The organism is Sphingomonas sp. 4RDLI-65 (assembly GCF_049472435.1).
Classification (GTDB): Bacteria; Pseudomonadota; Alphaproteobacteria; order Sphingomonadales; family Sphingomonadaceae; genus Sphingomonas.
In genome coordinates this window covers 521,104-542,584 of sequence record NZ_JBCEBT010000002.1, presented here as the reverse complement: position 1 = coordinate 542,584, position 21,481 = coordinate 521,104, and the positions used below count along the sequence as shown (strand labels likewise).

At 67.8% G+C, this 21,481-nt stretch carries 18 protein-coding genes and 1 tRNA gene; 11 read left to right on the top strand and 8 right to left on the bottom strand.

From position 1 onward, the window contains the following. Window positions 1-30 precede the first annotated feature (30 nt). Window positions 31-870 (top strand): amidohydrolase family protein, encoded by an 840-nt coding sequence (locus VH567_RS07550; protein WP_423324669.1) that lies wholly within the window; start codon window positions 31-33, stop codon window positions 868-870. On the opposite strand, the gene VH567_RS07545 is transcribed toward VH567_RS07550, so the two are convergent. After that, the gene (locus VH567_RS07545) at window positions 867-2,315 is read right to left on the bottom strand and encodes a mannitol dehydrogenase family protein (RefSeq protein WP_423324667.1); all 1,449 of its coding nucleotides are present in this window, start codon (window positions 2,313-2,315) and stop codon (window positions 867-869) included. The genes VH567_RS07550 and VH567_RS07545 overlap by 4 nt on opposite strands. Then, window positions 2,312-3,787, bottom strand: a complete 1,476-nt coding sequence (locus VH567_RS07540; RefSeq protein WP_423324665.1) for a UxaA family hydrolase — start codon at window positions 3,785-3,787, stop codon at window positions 2,312-2,314. The genes VH567_RS07545 and VH567_RS07540 overlap by 4 nt, the downstream gene beginning before the upstream one ends. A 285-nt stretch (window positions 3,788-4,072) precedes the next feature. Here VH567_RS07540 and VH567_RS07535 point away from each other — a divergent pair, with 285 nt between their 5' ends. The 4 genes from VH567_RS07535 (at window position 4,073) to VH567_RS07520 (ending at window position 6,456) form a co-directional block, all read left to right on the top strand. Continuing rightward, window positions 4,073-5,164, top strand: a complete 1,092-nt coding sequence (locus VH567_RS07535) for a CaiB/BaiF CoA transferase family protein (protein WP_423324663.1) — start codon at window positions 4,073-4,075, stop codon at window positions 5,162-5,164. 93 nt (window positions 5,165-5,257) lie between these two features. Then, on the top strand, window positions 5,258-5,455 hold the full coding sequence (locus VH567_RS07530) for a hypothetical protein (protein ID WP_423324661.1): 198 nt from the start codon (window positions 5,258-5,260) through the stop codon (window positions 5,453-5,455). 40 nt (window positions 5,456-5,495) lie between these two features. After that, window positions 5,496-6,170, top strand: coding sequence for a UPF0149 family protein (locus VH567_RS07525; protein ID WP_423324659.1), 675 nt, complete (start codon window positions 5,496-5,498; stop codon window positions 6,168-6,170). 34 nt (window positions 6,171-6,204) lie between these two features. Further along, complete coding sequence (locus VH567_RS07520) at window positions 6,205-6,456, top strand: DUF3253 domain-containing protein (protein WP_423324657.1); 252 nt, start codon at window positions 6,205-6,207, stop codon at window positions 6,454-6,456. Window positions 6,457-6,519: 63 nt separating this feature from the next. Here the strand turns inward: VH567_RS07520 and VH567_RS07515 are convergent, their stop codons facing one another. The 3 genes from VH567_RS07515 to VH567_RS07505 all read right to left on the bottom strand — a co-directional run bounded on the left by VH567_RS07515 (window position 6,520) and on the right by VH567_RS07505 (window position 10,733). Next, a complete protein-coding gene (locus VH567_RS07515; protein WP_423324655.1) occupies window positions 6,520-7,200 on the bottom strand; it encodes a Fe2+-dependent dioxygenase in 681 nt (226 codons plus the stop codon). A gap of 92 nt (window positions 7,201-7,292) precedes the next feature. Next, window positions 7,293-9,695 (bottom strand): TonB-dependent receptor, encoded by a 2,403-nt coding sequence (locus VH567_RS07510; RefSeq protein WP_423324653.1) that lies wholly within the window; start codon window positions 9,693-9,695, stop codon window positions 7,293-7,295. Between the two features lie 264 nt (window positions 9,696-9,959). Continuing rightward, window positions 9,960-10,733, bottom strand: coding sequence for an energy transducer TonB (locus tag VH567_RS07505; protein ID WP_423324651.1), 774 nt, complete (start codon window positions 10,731-10,733; stop codon window positions 9,960-9,962). 367 nt (window positions 10,734-11,100) lie between these two features. Here VH567_RS07505 and VH567_RS07500 point away from each other — a divergent pair, with 367 nt between their 5' ends. Then, window positions 11,101-12,204, top strand: coding sequence for an alpha-hydroxy acid oxidase (locus tag VH567_RS07500; protein ID WP_423324649.1), 1,104 nt, complete (start codon window positions 11,101-11,103; stop codon window positions 12,202-12,204). Between the two features lie 74 nt (window positions 12,205-12,278). Here VH567_RS07500 and VH567_RS07495 read toward each other — a convergent pair. From VH567_RS07495 to moaA, 3 genes are all read right to left on the bottom strand, one after another. Further along, a tRNA-Asn gene (locus VH567_RS07495) sits at window positions 12,279-12,353 on the bottom strand. 88 nt (window positions 12,354-12,441) lie between these two features. After that, complete coding sequence (locus VH567_RS07490) at window positions 12,442-13,221, bottom strand: NAD kinase (protein ID WP_423324647.1); 780 nt, start codon at window positions 13,219-13,221, stop codon at window positions 12,442-12,444. Then, a complete protein-coding gene (gene moaA / locus VH567_RS07485; RefSeq protein ID WP_423324645.1) occupies window positions 13,218-14,246 on the bottom strand; it encodes a GTP 3',8-cyclase MoaA in 1,029 nt (342 codons plus the stop codon). The genes VH567_RS07490 and moaA overlap by 4 nt, the downstream gene beginning before the upstream one ends. Before the next feature lie 124 nt (window positions 14,247-14,370). On the opposite strand from moaA, the gene VH567_RS07480 reads away from it, so the two are divergent. The 5 genes from VH567_RS07480 to VH567_RS07460 all read left to right on the top strand — a co-directional run bounded on the left by VH567_RS07480 (window position 14,371) and on the right by VH567_RS07460 (window position 21,478). Then, a complete protein-coding gene (locus VH567_RS07480; RefSeq protein ID WP_423324643.1) occupies window positions 14,371-16,044 on the top strand; it encodes an EAL domain-containing protein in 1,674 nt (557 codons plus the stop codon). Continuing rightward, complete coding sequence (locus VH567_RS07475; RefSeq protein ID WP_423324641.1) at window positions 16,041-16,475, top strand: YybH family protein; 435 nt, start codon at window positions 16,041-16,043, stop codon at window positions 16,473-16,475. The genes VH567_RS07480 and VH567_RS07475 overlap by 4 nt, the downstream gene beginning before the upstream one ends. A gap of 11 nt (window positions 16,476-16,486) precedes the next feature. Next, complete coding sequence (locus tag VH567_RS07470) at window positions 16,487-17,479, top strand: DUF2891 domain-containing protein (protein ID WP_423324639.1); 993 nt, start codon at window positions 16,487-16,489, stop codon at window positions 17,477-17,479. A 79-nt stretch (window positions 17,480-17,558) separates the two neighbouring features. Next, window positions 17,559-19,679, top strand: a complete 2,121-nt coding sequence (locus VH567_RS07465; RefSeq protein WP_423324637.1) for a prolyl oligopeptidase family serine peptidase — start codon at window positions 17,559-17,561, stop codon at window positions 19,677-19,679. 17 nt (window positions 19,680-19,696) lie between these two features. Then, window positions 19,697-21,478 (top strand): DUF885 domain-containing protein, encoded by a 1,782-nt coding sequence (locus VH567_RS07460; RefSeq protein ID WP_423324635.1) that lies wholly within the window; start codon window positions 19,697-19,699, stop codon window positions 21,476-21,478. Window positions 21,479-21,481: the final 3 nt, after the last annotated feature.

The window sequence follows — 21,481 nt, the reverse complement described above, 5'->3', positions numbered from 1 at the left end:
TACCCCGCCAAGAAAGGGCCGGAATTCCCGATGACACGGATCGACGCGCACCAGCATTTCTGGTGCTATTCCACCGCCGAGTATGGCTGGATCGACGCGGACGGCGTACTCGCGCGGGATTACGGCCCAGCGGATTTGATGCCGCTACTCGACAGCGCCAGGGTCGACGGATGCATCGCGGTCCAGGCGCTGCAAACCGAGACGGAAACCGACCGGCTGCTCGATCTTGCCGCCGCGAACCCGCGGATCGTCGGCGTGGTAGGGTGGGTCGACCTGTGTGCGGACGATCTGGAGGCGCGGCTCGACCGGTGGCAGGCGCCGGCGCTGGTCGGTTTCCGGCATCTCGTGCAGGGCGAACCCGCCGATGACTTCCTGCTGACCCCCTCGTTCGTCCGTGGCGTGCGAACCGTACTCGCCCGCGGGTTCAGCTACGACATCCTCGTCACGCCGCGCCAGGCCGGGCACGTCCGCCGGTTCGTCGACAGCGTCGCGGACGCTGCGGTCGACGGGCGGCGGCTGATCCTCGATCACGGCGCCAAACCCGATATCGCGGGTGGCGGCTGGCAACCCTGGGCCGATGCGATCGCCGACATGGCCCAGGCGCCGTCGTTCAGCTGCAAGATCTCCGGGCTGGTGACCGAGGCCGATCACGCGCACTGGACCGCAGATCAGATCGCACGGTACCTCGACCACCTGCTCGCCTGTTTCGGCCCCGACCGGCTGATCTTCGGCTCGGACTGGCCAGTCTGCCTGCTCGCCGCCGACTATGCCCGCGTCCACGATCTGATCGACGCTTTCGTAACGCGGTCGTGCCCGGAAGCGCGGTCGCAGATCTTCGGCGGCACTGCGGCGATCGCCTATGGGCTCTAGCGCGGCAGGTCGGCCCAGTCGCCGCGCGCGATTCGCTCTGCCGCGGCCGCCACCGCTGCACGGACAGCATCGTCGCCGCGGATTTCCGGCGGGAAGCCGAGCGCGGCATCGATCAGCCGTGCGACGATTTCGGACGGCGCCCCCTCACGCGCCAGCGCCGCGAGCCGTTCGCCAGCGGGGTCGAGGATCGGCGTGCCGTCACGGGTGCGGCGGATGAGGAACGCGACCCACGCGGCATAGGCGGTGACGATACCGCTCGGCATGCGGCCTTCGCGGCGATTGGCGATCAACGTGTCGCCGAGCCGGTAGGGGAGCTTCTGCGAGCCGTCCTGCGCGATCTGGTCGAGCCGGTGGACGATCACCGGATTGCGGAACCGCTGGAGCACCGCGGCGCGATAGGCGTCGAGGTCGAGCCCGGCGGTCGGTGGCAGCATGGGCATGATATCGTCGCGGATCATCGCGTCGACAAAGCCTGCCAAGGCCGCATCGTGCATCGCGTCGGCGACGCTCGCCGCGCCGCGGAGCAGGCCGATATAGGCGAGCGTGGAGTGCGCGCCGTTGAGGATTCGCAGCTTGGCCCGTTCGTAGCTCGCGACGTCGGTGGTGATCGTCGCGCCGACGGCAGCGAGATCCGGCCCGAGCGGCTTGCCGATATCCTCGATCACCCACTGGACGAACGATTCGCGTTGTACGGCCGCGCGATCTTCCAGGCCCAGCGACGTCGCGACATCGGCGTAGAGCGCCGCATCGGAGGCGGGGGTGATCGAATCGACCATCGTGCAGGGCACCCGCACGTCGCCCGCGATCCAGTCCGCCAGCCCAGCGTCCCGCGCGCGCGCGAACGCGACGAGCGCGGCGTGGACCTTGGTGCCGTTGGAGGCCAGATTGTCGCACGGCATCGGCACGAACGGCGCGATTCCCGCGTCCCGGCGCGCACTGAGCCCGGCGATGAGCCAGCCGATCAGGCTGCGCGGGGTCTGTGTACCGCTTGAGCCTTGGGCGAGATCGTGGACGATATCGGGATGCGCCAGATTGAGCGTTCCGTCGCCGGCGAGGCAATAGCCCTTCTCCGTGACCGTCGACGTCACCAGCCGGACCGCGGGATCGCGCAGCAGCGCGTGCGTCGCGGCGGCATCGTCCGGCCCCAGGAAGCACCGATGCGCACCGATCACGCGGTTCGACGACTCCGCGTCGCGTACCGCCAGCGTGTAGAGCCCGTCCTGTTCGGCGAGCGCAGCGACCGTCTGCTTGCTGCGCAGCGACACCGCCGCAATCCCCCAGCGCGGATCGTGTGCGAGCAGGTCGTCGATATACCCCGCCTGGTGCGCGCGGTGAAATGCCCCGGGGCCGAAATGGACGATGCCGATCGAGGGCGGTGTCCGCCCGAGTGGACTGGCGATCGTCGGCGGCAGCGTGTCGAGGGTGGCATAGGTCAGACGGGTCACAGCGTCACTCCACGTTTCCAGATCGCGATCTCGCGTTCGCCGTTGCGCTCGGCGGCGGTTTCCGCGCCCGATGCGATTCCGCGGATGCGGTCGAGCAGGGCGGCATCGGCGGCGTCGAATCCCTGGTCGAGCACCTGCCCCGCGTCGAAGTCGATCCAGCCGGGCTTGCGCTGCGCGAGGTCGCTGTTCGAGGCAATCTTGATCGTCGGCACCGGAAAACCGAGCGGCGTGCCGCGACCGGTGGTGAACAGGATCACGGTCGCCCCCGCCGCCGCGAGTGCGGTCGACGACACCGCATCGTTCCCCGGCGCCTCCAGCAACGTCAGCCCCTCGGCACGCACGCGCGCGCCGTATGCAATGACGTCGGCGATCGTCGAGCGCCCCGCCTTCTGGACCGCGCCCAACGACTTTTCCTCGAGCGTCGTGATGCCGCCGGCGACGTTGCCGGGCGAGGGGTTCTCCGACACCGTCTCGCCGTGATCGAGGAAATAGCGCTTGAAGCCGTTCACGACGCCGACGATCGCGTCGAACACGTCGACATTGGCGGCACGGTTCATCAGGATCTGTTCGGCGCCGAACATCTCGGGGATCTCGGTGAACACGACCCGCCCGCCGGCACCGACGACGCGGTCGCTCATCCGCCCGACCAGCGGATTGGCGGTCAGCCCCGACAGCCCGTCCGAGCCGCCGCATTTGACCCCAAGCACCAGCCGGTCGAGCCCGACGTCGGTGCGCTCGCACGCCGCCAGCGCGGCCAGTTCCTCGACCAGCGCGACACCCTCCTCGAGCTCGTCGCCGCTCAACTGGGTCGTCAGCGTCCGGATCGCGGGGCGGCGCCATGCCGGGATCGCCGCGATCAGCGCCGCGACCTGGTTCTCCTCGCAGCCGAGCCCGACGATCAGGACACCGCCCGCATTGGGATGACAGGCAAGACTGGCGAGGATCTGCCGCGTTCCATCCAGGTCGTGGCCAACCTGCGAACAGCCATGCGGATGGCCGAACGCATGGACGCCGTCGATTTGGCCGGCGAGCCGCGCGCCCGCCTTCGCAGCGATCCGTTCCGCGGTCCGCGCGACGCAGCCCACCGTCGGCAGCACCCAGATTTCGTTGCGCGTGCCGACCTGGCCATCGGCACGGACATACCCTGCAAAGGTCGCGGTCTGCGCCGAAGGGGCAGGTGCACTGTCGATGGGTGCGAACGCGTAGTCGAGCGTCCCGGCAAGCCCGGTGGCGAGGTTGTCGCTGTGGACGTGATCGCCCGCCGCGATCGCGCGTGTCGCGCGGCCGATCGGATAGCCGTATTTCAGGACCATCGCGCCCGGCAGGATCGATCCGAGCGCGACCTTGTGGCCGCGCGGCACGTCCTGGGCGAGCGTGACGCAGGTATCGGCGGCGTCGATCCGCTCGCCGGAGCGGCCGTCGCGGAGCAGCGTCGCGACACTGTCCCCGTCATGCACTGTCACGCTATCCACTCGCCCGATCTCCTGCTGCCCGGTGTTTTTCGCAACCCCTGGCGTGCGTGTACCGCGGTCCGGCAGTCCGCGCGCCTATAAAAACCCGGACTGTGGTCTGCGGAAAGCTGGTCGCGAACGACTATGCCGGCACCGAACGGCATGCCACACTCGCGTCCTGATCCGCACGAGCGGACGCGAAGGGGACGGGATGCGGATTCAATTGGAAGCGCGCGGCCTGATGTTGCCGGCGAAGTCTCTGGTATCGCGGAACGATCCGGTGGCGATGACCGGCACGGTGGCATCTTGACCAGCGGGGTGATCGGCGGGCCGCTGGCCGGCGTCCGGGTCGTCGAGTTCGATGCGATCGGCCCGGTGCCGCTGGCGGCGATGATCCTGGCGGATTTCGGCTGCGACATCGTTCGGATCGGACGCGCGGGGCGACCTCCCAGCCCCAGTGCGGACGGGCCGATCCTCGGGCGGGGACGTCGAAGCATCTCGCTCGACTTGAAGACGCAGCCGGATCGCGACACCGCGCTGGCGATCGTCGCGCGCGCGGACGTGGTGCTGGAAGGCAACCGGCCGGGCGTGATGGAACGGCTCGGGCTCGGCCCAGACGCGTGTCTCGCCGCCAATCCGAAGCTCGTCTACGGACGGATGACGGGCTGGGGCCAGACCGGCCCGCTCGCGCAGACCGCCGGGCACGACATCAACTACATCGCCCTCACCGGCGTGCTGCATGCGATCGGCGGGGCCGACCGACCGGTACCGCCGCTGAACCTGGTCGGCGATTATGGCGGCGGCACCATGCTGCTCGCGCTCGGTGTCGTCGCGGCGCTGGTCTCGGCGCGGACCACGGGCAGGGGGCAGGTGGTCGATGCGGCGATGACCGATGGCAGCGCGCTGCTGATGACCATGTTCTACACGATGCACGCCGCCGGCCTTTGGCGCGACGCCCGCGAGGCCAATCTGCTCGACGGCGGTGCGCCGTTCTACCGGACCTATGCGTGCGCCGACGGCGGCCATGTCGCGGTGGGGGCGATCGAGCCGGCGTTCTTCGCCGCGCTGCTCGCCGGACTCGGGCTGGACGCGGCCGGGATCGACCAGGGCGACCGATCCGCATGGCCGGACCTTGCGAGCCGCTTCGCCGCCCGGTTTGCGGAGCGATCGCGCGATGATTGGGCGGACGTCTTTGCCGGTACCGACGCCTGCGTGACGCCGGTCCTGTCGCTGGCCGAGGCACCCGACCATGCCCATAACCGCGCCCGCGCCACCTTCGCCGCGCCTTCCGGCCCGATGCAGCCGATGCCGGCGCCGCGCTTCTCGGTGACGCCGGCAACAGTGACGGCGTCCGAGGCCACCGATGCCGATGCGATCCTGAAGGCATGGGCAAGCTGATCGTTCGGCGGCGACCATGCACTTCTCGGGGTGGGGGCATTTCCGTGGCGCAGGCCCCTGCCATTTCCGGACGTCCTCTGGTACCGATGGCCGATGCTCAAATCACGAATACGGCGCCGCACGATCGAGACGGCGCAAGCCGCCGCCATGCTTTCCGACATCGAAACCTCGATCGCGGCGCTCAAGGACGAGGATCTGCTCGATCTCGCCGATATTTTCGCACGGGAAGCACCCTCGCCGCTGACACCGATGGCGGCGGCCGAGATGGCTAAGCGCGGGCTCAGCCTGTGACCGCGCGGCGTGCGTCCGGCAGCCATCGCCGGGGCGCGATATGAGACAGCTTCCGTCGCGGCTGCGTCGTCTCGACGGCGCGCTGGCCGATCTTCCGCTCGAGGAGCCGATGCTGCTCACCGAGCTGGATGGCTTCCTGACCGGTATCCTCGTGTCGCCCGCGCCGATCGCGCCGGCCGAATGGATGCAGAACGTCTGGGGATCGGACGATAGCGGCGTCGCGCCGTTCGAGGATCCATTCGACGTCCAGTGGTTCGCCGATGCGGTGACGGCGCGCCATGCGGAGATCGCCCGCGACCTGGGCCGGAGCAAGCTGCAGCCGATCTTCGACATCGACGAGCGTAATGGCGACGTGCTGTGGGAGCTGTGGATCGAAGGGTTCGCCGAAGCCATCGACCTGCGACCAGAGCGCTGGGCCGGATTGGCCGATGGTGCCGATCCGGATGCCGCCGATGCCGCCGCGCGCATGGCGACTCTGGTCGCGATCGCCCGGAACGAAAGCACGCTCGACAGCATGGAGATCAACGCCATGCAGGACCGGGCGCCCTTGGAGATCGGCGATATCATCCAGCGGCTGTACGCGGCGCGATTGCGCGCCACGCCCGAACTGGCGGTGGCGGCATTGGCCGGCGAGGTCCCGGCGAAAATCGGCAGGAACGATCCCTGCCGCTGCGGCTCGGGTAAGAAGTTCAAGCGCTGCTGCGCGGCGGCGTGAGCGTCAGCAGAACGTGACGCAAGGGTTGCCCCCGGTGGATGCGCGCGACGCGACCCTCGCGCTCGTCGCTTCTCGGGCGGAATCGGCCACGGTCTGCCCGAGCGAAGTCGCCCGCGTGCTGGCCAAGGCGAACGGCGGGGAGGCGGCGGCGGACTGGCGGGGCATGATGCCGGCCGTCCACGCCGCGGTCGATCAACTGGTCGCCGACGGGGTGGTACGCCTGAGCTGGAAGTGTAACCCGCTTCCGGTGCGGGCCGGTCCGTATCGGATCGCCCGCGTGCGCTAAGCGATTATTCCCCGCCCGGATCGGTCTGTCGGTCGATCGATACGGGGATGCTGCCCGCTAGTGTCAGGTCGTCGACCATTGTCGCAGGAGGTTGTGATAGATGTTGGTCAGGCGATCGATCGCGCCGTGATCGGGGTGATCGCCGGTCAGCGTCTGGATCGCGCTGTCGAGCTCGAACAGCGTCCGCCGGTGCTGGTCGTCGATGACGAGGCTCTGCGTCCAGAAGAACGATGCGAAGCGCGTGCCGTTCGTCACCGGGGTGACGTGATGCAGGCTGCTGCCGGGATAGATCACCAGATGCCCGGCGGGCAGCTTGATCCGCTGTTCGCCGAACAGGTCGTCGATGACGAGTTCGCCACCGTCATATTCGTCTGGGTCGCTGAAGAAGAGCGTCGCCGAGATATCGGTCCGCACGCGTAGCGCGGTGCCGGGGATCGGGAAGATCGCGCTGTCGACGTGCGGGCCATAGGCGCCCGCGCCTTCGTAGCGGTTGAAGCGCGGCGGCAGCACGCGCAGCGGCAGCGCGGCGGCGATGAACAGCGGCGTCTGGCCGAGCCGGTCAAGGATCGTATTGCCCAGCGCCTGCGCGGTGGGATGGTCGGTCGCGAGCTGGAGGTTGCTCTTCACGCGCGCCGCGCGGTGCCCCGCGGTCGCCCGGCCGTCGATCCAGTCCGCCGCCTCCAGCGCCTGCCGCGCGTCGCGCACCTCGTCGGCCGAAAACAGGTCGGGAATCTGCAGCAGCATGCGTCGGGCCTCGGGCGGAGTGGAGGATGTGACCCTAACGAAACCGGACGGCGAACGCGAATGCGCCGCCGCCCGATCACGCAATCACGCGATCAATAGGTGTAGTTGATCGACAGCACCGCGGCGCGCGCATCGCCGGGGGTTGCCCAGCCATTGTTGCGGATGCGCGTGTAATAGTCCTTGTCGCCGATGTTCTTCAGGTTGAGCTGCGCGGTCAGCTTCGGCGTGACGTCGTACGCGACATAGGCGTTGTGCACCCAATAGGCGTTCGACCGGAGGATGTTGGTGTTGGTCGTCGCGAACGGGAAGCGGCCCTGATACGTCGCGCCGTATCCCAGGCGAAGCCCGAACGGCAGCGCATAGGTGGTGAAGATGCTCCCCGAATGCTTCGGCGTGTTGGCCAGCTGTGCGCCGCGGAGCGGATCGGGCAGCGCGACGGTGTTGGTGCAGCCGGTCGAGCCGGGCGCGCCCAGGCACTTGTCGGACACCGACTGGATCAGCTTGCTGTCGAGATAGGTGTAGTTCGCGGTGATCTGCCACGCCGACGTGATCTTGCCGATCGCGCTCAGTGACACGCCGTCGACGCGTGAGTGACCATCGAGCTGCTGCGAGGGGACAAGGGGGTCGCCGGAGTCCACGCGGTACGAATCGCGCTCGTTGCGGAACAATGCGGCGCTCAGCAGCACGCCCGCGCCCAGCTCGGCCTTCGCGCCAACCTCATAGGTCTGCGCGCCTTCGGGCTTGGTGTTGCAGGTCGTGATCGCGGTGCACGATCCGTTGACCGAGCTTTGCGACGGCGTCTTGGAATTGCCGTACGAGACATAGAGCGTCACCGGCTCGATCGGCTTGTAGACCAGCCCGCCGCGATAGGAGACGAACTCGGCGACGTTGGACAGCGTCGTGCCGCGTACGATCGCACCCTGCGGCGTGGTGAGCGTGGCGGCGGCGCCCGCGGTATCGGAGCGGAAGCGGCCATCGTTGCGTTCCCAGCGCACGCCGCCGTTCAGCTCGACCTTGCCGAGCTTCAGCGTGTCGAACAGATAGACCGCGTAGTTGGTGACTTCGCCCTGCTGCCCGCTGTTCTGCACCAGATTGACCGGGCCGGTGTAGACATTGCTGCCATAGTTGAAGCCGGCAGGCCCCGCGATCACCTCGTTCGGGTTGGCGATGTTGACGAGCGGATAGGCGGTATAGACCAGGGTCCGGTTGGCGGTGCGCAGCGCGTTGCCGGTCGCCAGCGTGTATTTCTCCCAGCTTGCCGATGCACCTAGCACCGCGGTGTGCTCGATCGCGCCGGTGCTGAAAGCCGCCTTCAGGTCGACCTGGTCGTACATCAGCTCATTGTCGGAATTGCGATAATTGCCGCGTGGGCCGCCGATCAGGTAATAGCCTGCGGGCACGGTCGCGGGGCAGGCGGCGCCGGTCGGCTGGACGCCTGTCGCCAGGCAATAGGTGCCCTGTGGCGGGCTGACGACGGTAAGCTGAGAGACCTTCTGCCAGCGCGCGAGGTTGCGGATCGACACGCTGTCGCTGAATTCATGCTCGCCGATCGCGGTCGCCTGGTCGACGGTGATGTCCTGGCGGTCGACGTTGCGATACCCGAAATAATCGCTGCGATCGACGCCCGGCACCGCGCCCGACGTCGTCGCGTTGGTGAAATAGGGCACGCCGTATTGCGGGATATTGTCGTCTTCCTGATGCATGTACTGCAGCGTCAAGCGGGTCGGGCTGTCGATGCCGATCGTCACCGATGGTGCGACGCCCCAGCGCTTGTTGTTCTCGACGTCGCGGCCCGGCACGTCGTTCTCGTGCGCCATCGCGTTCAGGCGCACTGCGATCAGATCGTTGACGCGGACATTGGCATCGACCGTGCTGCGATAGTAATTGTCGGTGCCGATGCCGCCGCTGACGACGATCCGCGTGTCGGCGAGCGGACGCTTCGTGACGATGTTGATCTGCCCGCCAACCGAACCGCTGCCGGTGGTGACCGAGTTCGCGCCGTTGACGACCTCGACCTGTTCCAGGTTGAACGAATCCGACCGGCTATAGGCGGCGCTGTCGCGGACGCCGTCCTGGGTGATGTCGTTGCCGGCCGAATAGCCGCGCAGGTTGATTTGATCGCTTGGCGGCGTGCCCCCCTCGGCCGCGCCGAAGGTGATGCCGGGCACGGTCGACAGCATGTCGCGCAGCGTCAGCAGGTTCTGCTGGTCGATCACCTCCTTGGTGATGATCGTCACGGTCTGCGGCGTGTCGCGCACCGGGCGGGTCGTCTTGGGGCTTTCCTGCTTGCGACCGGGCTCGACGTCGATCGCGGTATCGCTGACCGTCACCCCGCCGAGCGCTGGCGCATCCTGCGTGGATGCTGCTGGCTTGGATGCTGGCGGGGTCGATTGGGCAGACGCCTGCGACAGGGCAAGCGGCGAGAGCAGCGATCCGACGCAGGACAGCGCGAGAAACGTCGGCGCCTTTGGCTGGCCGGCTCTGAGTAACGACATTGAATTCCCCCTGTAACACTACATCTCGCGCCGCCGTTATTGCGAGGCATTATCAACGTCAATTAATAACGCGTCTCATTTGCGACATGATTTTGCAAGCTACTGTTTGCGGGGGAAACTATTTGGCGCGGTGCGTGGTGTAAGGTTTTGGCCCGGTACGAAGCGACGGTGAACGTCCCGTCAGATTGTGATGCGACCATAGCGGCACGTCAGGGTACCGTGGCATATCGATCGCGGATGATCGATAGGGTGAAGCGTCGTGCGTCAGCTGCGCAGCACGAAGGGGATCACGACATTGCCCTGGACCAGAACGGGCTGTCCGTCGCGAACCGTCGGCGACCAGCGCCAGTGACGGACTGCGCCCGACGCGGCGCGGTCGAGCCTGGGATGGCCACTGGTCCTGGCGATCGAAATACGTTCGACGCGTCCCTCGATCGACAGCAATACCGCGAGAACGACCGTGCCCTGTTCGCGCAGCCGACGCGATTCCACCGGATAGGTCGGCGGCGTGGCGGAAATCATCTTGCTCGAAAGATCGCCGGCCGCGCTTGTCGTGGTGCTGACCGTGGCCGCGGGCGTGTCGACGGCCTGAACCGTTGCTGCCTTGGCCGCGGCAGGCGAGGGCGACGGGGGCGCCGGGGCCTCTGCCAACGCCAGCGCGGGCGGCGGGGCAGGGGTCACGACGATCGGTGGCGGTGCGACGGCGGCGGCATGAACGGGCACCGTGTCGGCCGCTTTGACCGGACGCTTCTCGGGCGCGGGCGGTGGCGCCGGTGTGGCCAGATCGGCCAGGGTCACGATCGTCAGCGCACGCTGCTGCGGACGGTTGGGCGAGAAATCACCGAGATACTGGAACGACGAGAAGGCCGCGGCGGCCAGCACAAGCGCGGCGATCGCCGAGCCGGGGCTGATCCGGCGGGTCTGATACACGGTCCGTTCGAACGCGACGGCCCGGGGATACCCATCGGTGCGCTTCGGGGCCGGACGTGCCTCGCCGAATATCGCTGGAGACGGCTTGGCGAGAGACTGGGCGGGCATCCGCTATCCGTTCATGGCTATTGCGGATCATTCGCATAGCGTAACAGCGGATTTTGGTCCACAACATTATGAAAGGGTGACACATGGTGGCGGTTGCAGCGCGGTCTCGTGGCACTCCAGCCGCCGTTCTTGGCGGCGGACACGCAGGTATCGCATCGGGCTCCACGGCGGCACCACGATGGCATTTCGTTGCAACAGTGCCGTAAGGCTGCGTAACTTCTTGCATGTGATGCCATGCACATCGACGATCGCCACGCACGTCATTGGCTGAACAATCAGGGATTCCACGGATGCTACGCACTGCCGGCCTACCGAACATCGGTTGCACCGGATGCCCGCGGTCAAGTCGCGGCGAACGGCGGTAACGGTGGCCCAGCCAACCCCGGTCATCCCGCCCGACATCCGTCGGCTGGCCGATTATGAGCGGCATGCGGCGGCATGCCTCGCGCCGGAAACCTGGCGCCATATCCAGGACGGTGCCGAGAGCGGCCCAAGCCCGGCGGGCAACCGGGCGGCGTTCGACACGCTCCGCCTGCTGCCGCGGGTGATGACCGATCTGCGGGACGGCAGTACCGCGATCACGCTATTCGGGCGGCATCACGCGAGCCCGATCATGCTCGCACCGCTGGCGTATCAGCGGATCGCGCATCCCGATGGCGAACTCGCGGTGGTCAGCGCGGCGATGGCGCTAGAGATCGGCATGGTCGTCAGCACGCTGTCGAGCGTCCCGCTGGAAGATATCGCGATCACCGGCCGCCAGGCCGCCGCCGACCTCGACACACCTGCCGCACCATTGTGGTTCCAGCTCTATTTGCAGGAGGATCGCGGCTGGACCGATGAGCTGGTGCGGCGCGCCGAGGCGGCGGGATACGAGGCGATCGTGTTGACCGTCGACGCATCGGCCAAACGATCGAGCTTCACGCTGCCCGAGGGTGTCGATGCCGCCAACCTGCGCGGCATGCCGAAAATATCGCAGACGACGATAGCGGGCGGGCGCATCCTATTCGGCACGCGTCTGATCGACGCGGCGCCACGGTGGGACCATCTTGCCCGGCTCCGCGCGCTGACGCGGCTGCCGCTGATCCTGAAGGGCGTGCTGTCGCCCGACGATGCGGTGCGGGCGATCGCGCTGGGGTGTGACGGGGTGATCGTGTCGAACCACGGGGGTCGCGTGCTGGACGGGCTGGCATCGCCGGTCGAGATGATGCCGGCGATCGTCGATGCGGTCGCCGGTCGCGTGCCGCTGTTGCTCGACGGCGGCGTACGTAGTGGTACCGACGTCGTGAAGGCGCTGGCGCTGGGCGCGGATGCGGTTCTGGTCGGACGCCCGCAGATGCATGCGCTGGCGGTTGCGGGCATGGCAGGCGCCGCGCACATGCTCCACGTGCTGCGCGCCGAACTCGAATTCGCAATGGTCCAGATGGGTTGCGCAACGCCGAGGGACATCCAGGCCGATCGGCTGAAGCGATAGTGTCAAGGTGCCGTGGTTTGTGGAACTTCGCACCATCGAGATGCGGAATGGGTCGCCGAGCGACCTGGCAAAAATGGCTCCCTGAGTAGGATTCGAACCTACGGCCACTCGATTAACAGTCGAGAGCTCTACCGCTGAGCTATCAGGGAACGTTGCCGGAGGCGGCTCTATAAACGGCCAGTCGGGCGATGCAAGCAGGTTTCGCCGCAAAAAACGAAAGTCCGCGATAAACTGCGCTCAGGCGACGAACTGCTCCATCGTGATGCGGTCGTCCAGCGCATGCTCGGGATCGAACAGCAGCGTCAGTTCGCGCGCGCGGTCCATGCAGATGTCGACGCGCGCGACGTCGCGAATTTCGCGCTGGTCGGCGACCGCGGACACGGGGCGCTTGCCCGGATCGAGCACGCGGATGCCGATCCGCGCCTTGTCGGGCAGGATCGCACCGCGCCAGCGCCGCGGGCGGAACGGGCTGATCGGGGTCAGCGCGATCATGCCCGAGCCGAGCGGCAGGATCGGGCCATGCGCCGACAGGTTGTACGCGGTCGAGCCCGCGGGCGTCGCGACGAGGATGCCGTCGCAGGCGAGTTCGGGCAGGACGATACGGTCGTTGACGGTGACCTCGAGGTTAGCGGTCTGGCGGGTCTCGCGCAGGAACGACACCTCGTTGATCGCGGGCAACGTATGCGTGCGCCCGTCGACGCCGAGCGCGGTCATGCTGAGCGGGATGACCTTGAACGGCTTCGCGCGCTCCAGCCGGTCGGTGAGGCCGTGGTGACGCCATTCGTTCATCAGGAATCCGACGGTGCCGAGGTTCATTCCGAACACGGGCACCGGCGGCTTGCGGCGTTCGAGCATCGCGTGGAGCGTCTGAAGCATGAAGCCATCGCCGCCGAGCGCGATGATCACGTCGGCGTCCTCCACCGATACCCACTCGCCCATATCGGCGAGTTCGGCCTCTGCGGCACGAGCGGGCGGGGTATTGGACGCGACCAGCGCCCGCCGCTCGTACCGACTCATCCGCCGGTAACGCTCATGTGGCGTGCGACCGCGGGGCCTTCGCCCTGGCCGATGCGGAAGTCGTGCGCCTTGGGCTTGGCGAACAGGCCGGCGTCGATCGCTGCGTCCAGGCCCGCAGTACCGCCTTCGCGCAACGCGGCCTTGAGATCGACCTGGTCGTCATGGCCCAGGCACATGTAGAGCTTACCCTCGGTGGTCAGGCGGACGCGGTTGCAGCCATCGCAGAAATTGGCGGTCAGCGGCGAGATCAGGCCGAGCCGCGTGTGCGTGCCGTCGACGTTCCAATAGCGCGCGGGGCCACCGGTCTTGTGCGCGTCGCGGGCAAGCGTGAACTGCTGGCCGAGCGCGTCGAATACCTTGGTCAGCGGCAGGAAACGATCGGTGCGGTCCTCATCGATCGCGCCGAGCGGCATCGTCTCGATCAGCGACAGGTCGAAGCCCTCGTCGCGGCACCAGGCCAGCATCGGCGCGATCTCGTCCTCGTTGAAGCCCTTCAACGCGACCATGTTGATCTTGATCGCGAGCCCTGCATCACGCGCGGCATAGATCCCGCCGATCACCTGCGACACGTCACCGTGGCGGGTGATGTAGCGGAAGCGCTCGGGATCGCGGCTGTCCATGCTGACGTTGACGCGGCGGATGCCGGCATCGACCATCGCCTCGGCATGCTGCGCGAGGCGCGTGCCGTTGGTGGTCATCGTCAGCTCTTCGAGGCGCCCCCCTTGTCCATTGGCGCCGATGTTGTGGCCTAGGCGCTGGACCAGTTCGGCGACGTCGCGTCGGACGAGCGGTTCGCCGCCCGACAGCCGGATCTTGGTCACGCCGCGGGCGATGAAGCGCTCGGCGATGATCGCGATCTCCTCGAGGCTCAACAGTTTGGCACGCGGCAGGAACGTCATCTGCTCCGACATGCAATACCGGCAGCGCAGGTCGCAGCGATCGGTCACCGAAATCCGCAGATACTTGATGGTACGACCATGCGTATCGCGAAGCGGCTTTTGCAGAAGGGCGGGCTCCGACATCATCGCGTCAGAGCTAGGCGTTGACACGGTCGGTAACAAGGCCGGACCGGCCGGTAATGGATTGGCGGGGCGCGCAACGGCGGCTAGGCTCGCACCGTCAGGGTGGGGTGCGACGGATATGGAAGACATGCAGACGGCAACGACGCTGTTCGCGGTATCGTTCCGTCAACGCGATGAAATCGCGGAGATTTTGGCGTGCGCGGGGGCCGGCGCCGGCTGGCGCGCGGTGGTCGTCGAGGACGCCCATGCGATCGAGAACCGCTTTCTCGCGACCGGCGCCGCGGTGGCGATGATCGACGCGCGCGGTGCGCTCGACGACGGTCTGGCCGCCACGCGCGCGCTGGGGGGGCTGATCGCGACCAACGGCGCGGCGCTGCTGGTGCTGGTGTCGCGCGGCGATGTCGAGGCGATCGGCGAATTCTTCGATGCGGGCGCGACGCAGTTCCTCGCCAGCCCGGCGACCGAGGGCGAACTGGTGCAGGCGCTGCGCTTCGCCGGCCGCCATGCCGCGCGGGCGTCGGGCGGTGCGGTCGACCGGCGTGGCATCCCGGGCGCCTCGCTATACGACCGCGAGACGGGCGAGGCACGCCGCTGGATCGTCGGGCGGATCGCCGCCGACAAGCCGGTCGCAGTGGTGCTGATCGCGCTGTCGCGGCTCGACATCGTCAACGCCGCGCATGGCCGACCCGCGGTCGACGGGCTGATCGAGGCTGCGGTCCGCCGCGCCGAAACGGTCGCGCGCGAGGCGATCGGCGTCGAGGCGATGGTCGCGCGGCTCGGCGGATCAGAGTTCGTGCTGGTGCTCGAGGCGTCGGGTGCGGCGGTGATCACCGCGATCACCGCGCTGGACGCGGCACTCGCGCGGCCGTTCGCGGTGGCCGATACGCGCGCGGTGCTCGGCTGTCGGTTCGGCGTGGCGCAGCGCCAGCCGGGCGACGATGCCGCCGCGCTGCTGCGGCGGGCGAGCGAGGCGCTGGCGGAGGCCAAGATCAGCGACGGATCGGTGCTGCACGTCGCGCTGCCCGATGGCGTCGCGCCGATCGATGCGCTGGCGATCGACCTCCACCACGCGATCGAGCGCGACGAGATCGACCTGCGCTGGCAGCCGCAGGTCGAGATCGCGAGTGGCCGGATCACCGGCGTCGAGGCGCTGGCGCGGTGGCGACATCCGACCTTGGGGCCGCTCGGGGCCGACGCGTTGTTCGACGCCGCCGACCGCGCCGACCTGGGGATCGCGTTGTCGGACCATATCCAGCGGCTGGTGCTGGCGCGCGCGGTGGTGTGGCCGGCGGCGCTGGGGACGTTGCGGGTATCGTTGAACCTCACCGCGGCCGACATCACCCGGCCGGGGTTCGCCGCGCTGTTCCTCGCGCGGGTCGACGAGAGCGGGTTTCCGCGCGGGCGGCTGACCGTCGAGATCACCGAGACCGGGTTGATCGAGGATCTGGCGGCGGCGTCTGCGTTGCTTGCCGAACTCCGCGGGGCAGGGTGCCGTGTCGCGATCGACGATTTCGGCACGGGCTATTCGAGCCTCGCCTATCTGAAGTCGCTGCCGCTCGATTACGTGAAGATCGACAAGTCGCTGGTGCGCGACATCGACGGTTCGCCGCGCGACCGCGTGGTGGTGGCCGGCGCGATCACGATGGCGCGATCGCTCGGCCTTGCGGTGATCGCCGAGGGCGTCGAGACGCCGTCGCAGCTCGAGCTGCTCGCCGCGGGCGGGTGCAGCCTGTACCAGGGGTTCCTGCTGTCCGAACCGGTCGGCGAGGCGGCGTTGCTCGAATTGATGGCGAGAGAATGATGCGGAACCTGATGCTCCCCGTGGTGCTGATCTCGGTCGCGGCGGCACCGGCGCCGATGCCCGCACCGAAGCCAGCGGAAACCGCGATCCGTGAGGCGATGGCGGCCAGCGCAGTGGGCTGGAACGCCGGCGATCTGGTGCGCTTCATGGACGTCTATGCCGACGACGCCGTATTCGTGACGCCGAAGGGCCTGCTGCGCGGCAAGGACGCGATCGCCGCCAAATATCGCCCGAGCTTCCAGGGTGTCGGCAACGTCCGCGGCACGCTGTCGTTCGCGTTCCTCGAGATGCGCGGGCTCGATCCGCGCCACGCGATGCTGTTCGCGCGCTGGACGCTCAACGGCGCGACGACCACCGAAACCGGCATGACGACCTTGGTATTCGAGCGGCGCGGCACGGCGTGGAAGATCATCTCGGATCACAGCAGCTGAGGCGTAAGGCAATGGCGATCACGAACACTCTGGACCGTGCGACCGCCGCCCGGTTCGCCGACCTGACGCTGGGGCACCTGACCCGCGAATGGCCGTACAAGCTCGACCAGATCCTGATGGGGCCGGGCGACCTCGCGTCACCGAAGATCCTGCATCCAGTGTTTCACGGCAGCTTCGACTGGCATAGCTGCGTCCATGGCTGGTGGCAGGTGATGCGGCTCGCGCGGCTGTTCCCCGACATGCCGCAGGCGCGCGCGATCGAGGCGCTGGCGGACCGCATGCTGGTCCCGGCGCTGATCGCTGGCGAGGTCGCGTATCTCGACAGGCCGATGACCGGCGGGTTCGAGCGGCCTTATGGCTGGGGTTGGCTGCTCGCGTTGCACGAAGAACTGGCGCGGCGACCCGATCGCCCCTGGGCGGCGGCGGTGGCGCCGCTCGCGCGCGCATTCGCGGCGCGGTTCGCCGATTATCTCCCCAAGCTGATCTACCCGGTGCGGAGCGGCAAGCATGATTGCACCGCGTTCGCGCTGGTCCATGCGCTGCGCTGGGCGAGGGGGCACGACGCCGCGCTCGCCGTGCTGATCGAGACGCGCGCGCAGGATTGGTACGGCCAGGATCGCGACTGCCGGCCGTTCGAGCCAAGCGGCGAGGATTTCCTGTCGGCGAGTTTGTGCGAGGCAACGCTGATGGCGGCGGTGCTGGGTACCGAGTTCCCCGCGTGGCTCGCAGCATTCCTGCCCGATCCGTTCGGCGCGGCGACCGCGTGTCTGCGGACGCCGGCGGTGGTCAGCGATCGGTCGGACGGGCGGCTCGCGCATCTCGACGGCGTGAACCTGTCGCGCGCGTGGTGCTGGCGGACGATCGCGGATGCGTTGCCCGATCCGGCCGCGGCACGGGCGATCGCCGACGCGCACCTTGCCCAGGCGCTGCCGCATCTCGCCGACGATTATATGGGCGAACACTGGCTGGCGACCTTCGCGCTGCTGGCGCTGGAGGCCGACTGATCGCAGATTGGTCGGAGAGAAGGGGTTAGCAGAGCGGACTGTGCTGCCTAAGGTCGTGTCATCGAACGAAGAAAGAGTGATGATGCAAAGACGCCTGCCGCTGCTGGCCCTGCTGGCCCTCTCCATGACCGCGTTGGCGCAGACGCCTGCCGCCGATCCGAACGCGTACCTCGAGGATATCCACGGCGCGCGGGCGCTCGAGACGGTCAAGCAGTGGAACACGCGGTCGCTGGCGGCGCTGGAAGCGAAGCCCGGCTATGCGAAATACCGCCAGCGCGCGCTCGACCTGTTGCAGGCGGATCGCCAGATCGCGACGCCCGACGACGTGTTCGGCGACCAGGTGCTGAACCTCTGGCAGGACAAGACCAACGTGCGTGGCCTGTGGCGGGTCGCGTCGCTGTCGTCGTTCACCAGCGGCAAGCCGGTGTGGCGGACGCTGATCGACGTTGACGCGCTGGGCAAGGCCGAGGGCAAGAGCTGGGTGTGGAAGGGCGTGACCTGCCGTTCGCCATCCTATGACCGCTGCATGGTCGCGCTGTCGAACGGCGGCGGCGATGCGGTGGTCGAGCGCGAGTTCGACATCCCCTCGGGCAAGTTCGTCGCGGACGGCTTCGTCGTGCCGATCTTCAAGACGCGGTTGAGCTGGGCCGGTCCCGACTCGCTGTATGTCGCGACCGATTTCGGCGCCGCCAGCCTGACCAAGTCGGGCTATCCGCGCACCGCCAAGCTGTGGCGCCGCGGCACGCCGCTGACGGCTGCGATCGAGATCGCCAGCGCGACGCCTGAAGATGTCGGGATCAATGTTAGCGTATTCTCCGAGGGCGAGCAGCGTTATCCGCTGGTCGTCCGCGACACCGATTTCTTCCATTCGAAGCGGAGCCATGTCGCGCAGGACGGTCGGCTCGTGCCGTCGCCGCTGCCCGATGACGCGGTGATCAACACCGTGCTCGACGGCCGGCTGATCGCGACGCTGGCGTCCGAATGGCGCGGCGTGCCGGCGGGAGCGGTGGTCGCCTACAGCATCGCCGACGTGCTGGCGGGCCGTGCACCGACGATCGAGCAGGTGCTCGTGCCGACCGCGACACAGGCCGTGGAGCAGGTCGATTCGAGCAAGTCGGTGCTGTGGGTGAAGATGCTCGATAACGTGTCGGGTCGGCTCGCGTCGCTGACGCGGGGTGCGGACGGTACCTGGACGCAAAGCGTCGCGGCGCTGCCCGCGGCGTCGACGATCCATCTCGATGCGACCGCGGGCAGGGACGATCTGGCCTTTGCGATGGTCGAGAGCTTCCTCAGCCCGCCCGCACTCTACGCGATCCGCCCGGCCGCCAAGCCGGTCGCGGTCGACACGCTGCCGGCGCGGTTCGATGCGTCGACGATGCAGGTCGAACAGCGGTTCGCGACCTCGAAGGACGGGACGAAGATCCCGTATTTCCTCGTCCGCAAGAAGATCACGGCGGAGTCGGCCCCGGCGCCGGTGCCCGCTCTGGTCCACGCCTATGGTGGTTTCCGCAATGCGCAGACCCCGACCTATCTGGTCGACCAGCCGTATCGCTCGGGCCCGGCCGGGCTGTTCTGGGTCGAAGAGGGTAATGCGTTCGTGCTCGCGAACATCCGCGGCGGCGGCGAATACGGTCCGCGCTGGCACCAGGCGACGCTGCGCGAGAACCGGCAGAAGGCGTATGACGACCTCCACGCGGTCGGCGACGATCTGGTCCGCACCGGCGTCAGCGCCAAGCGGAAGATCGCGGTATCGGGGCGCTCGAACGGCGGCCTGCTGGTCGGTGTCGCGATGGAGCAGCGGCCGGACCTGTATGGTGCGATCGTGATGGGCTCGCCGTTGCTCGACATGCAGCGTTATTCGCATCTGTCGGCGGGTGCGTCGTGGATCGGTGAATATGGCGACCCGGACAAGCCCGCCGACTGGGCGTTCATCTCGCAATACTCGCCATACCAGAACCTGAAGCGCGGCGTGCAATACCCGGTGCCGTTCATCTACACCTCGACCGAGGACGACCGCGTCCACCCCGGCCACGCGCGCAAGTTCGCCGCAAGGCTGGAGGCGTATGGCGACCCGTTCTTCTATTACGAGAACCCGGAAGGCGGTCACGCGGCCGGCGCCGACAAGATCGAGGACGCCAAGCGCGCCGCGCTCGTCACCGTCTATCTCAACACTCAACTCGTCACCGCTCCACAGCGCTGATCGTCAGGAATTAGACCATGCGTAACTTCCGTCTGTTGCTCGGCGCCGCGATCCTGGCGCTGCCCGTCTCGTCGATTCCGGCGCCGTTGCTTGCCGCGCAGACCGCCGAAAACCCGGCGTTCTCGTCGCTGTCGAAGCGCTATGTCGATGGCCTGGCGCGGCTGAACCCGTCATCGGCGACGGGGCTTGGCGATCATCGGTTCGACGCACAGGTGACGGATATGTCCGTCGCGGGACGTGCCAAGCGCGAGGCGTTCTCGAAGGCGATGCTGGCGGATCTCCAGCGGATCGACCGGAAAGCGCTGTCGCGCGAGGCGCAGGTCGATGCGGCGCTGCTCGACAATGCGCTCCGCTACGACATCTGGGATGCCGAGACGCTCGGCGGATGGGCGTGGGATCCGCAGGTCTATAACGACATCGCCGGCAGCTCGCTCTATTCGCTCGCCGCGCGCGATTTCGCACCGTGGCCGCAGCGCCTGAATGCCGCGACCGCACGGATGGAGGCGCTCCCTGCGCTATTGGCACAGGCGCGCGCGAACATCGTCCCCGCCCGGGTGCCCTCGATCTACGCGACGACCGTGGCAAAGCAGAACAGCGGCATCGTCGATATCGCGGAGAGCATGCTCGCGCCGCACAAGAGCGAATTGTCGGCGGCAGACGCCAAGCGGTTCGACGCCGCGCTGGTTAAACTCAAGTCAGCGGTGGCCGAGCATCAGGTCTGGCTCGACAAGACTCTGGTGCCCGGCGCGTCGGGCGACTTCCGCCTCGGCGCGGCGCTGTACGACAAGAAGCTCGGTTTCGCGCTGCAGTCCGACCTGACGCGCGCCGAGATCAAGCGTCGCGCACAGGCCGCGATCGTCGATACGCGCGCGCAGATGTACGCCATCGCCCGACAGATATTCGGTGCCAAGAAGGGCGCGCTCCTGCTGCCCGACAAACCGACCGACGCGCAGCAACAGGCGGCGATCCAGGCTGCGCTCGAACTCACCTACGCCAAGCGGCCCGCACGCGACGGCATGATCGACGCCTCGACCAAGGCGTTGGCGCAGGCCACCGCGTTCGTCCGCGACAAGGGGCTGGTCGGGATGCCCGATGGTCCCGTGAAGATCATCACGATGCCGAAGTTCCAGCAGGGCGTTGCGGTCGCCTATTGCGATTCGCCGGGGCCGCTGGAAAAGAACCTCGGCACGTTCTTCGCCGTGTCGCCGATCCCCGACGACTGGACGGAGGCGCAGGCGACGTCGTTCCTTAGCGAATATAACGACTACATGATCCACGACCTCGCGGTGCACGAAGCGATGCCGGGGCATTTCCTCCAGCTCGCGCACGCCAACGCGACACAGTCGACGTTGCGCGCGGTGCTCGGCTCGGGGCCGTTCATCGAGGGCTGGGCGGTCTATGCCGAGGGCATGATGGCGGACGAGGGGTATCTGAACGGCGATCCGCTGTTCAAGCTGACCGTACTGAAGATGCGGCTGCGCTCGATCTCGAACTCGCTGCTCGACATCGGCATCCATACCGAGGGCATGACGCGCGAACAGGCGATGCAGCTGATGACGCACACGGCATTCCAACAGGAACGCGAGGCGGCGGGCAAATGGGTCCGCGCCTCGCTCGGCTCGACGCAGTTGCTGAGCTATTTCACCGGCTATTCCGAGCACATGGCGCTTCGGGACGAGGTGAAGAAGCGTCAGGGCGCGGCGTTCGATCTGAAGCGTTACAACGACGCGCTGCTCGCGCATGGCTCACCGCCGGTGCGCTACGTCCGCGAACTGCTGCTCGACCTGCCGATCGGCTGATCG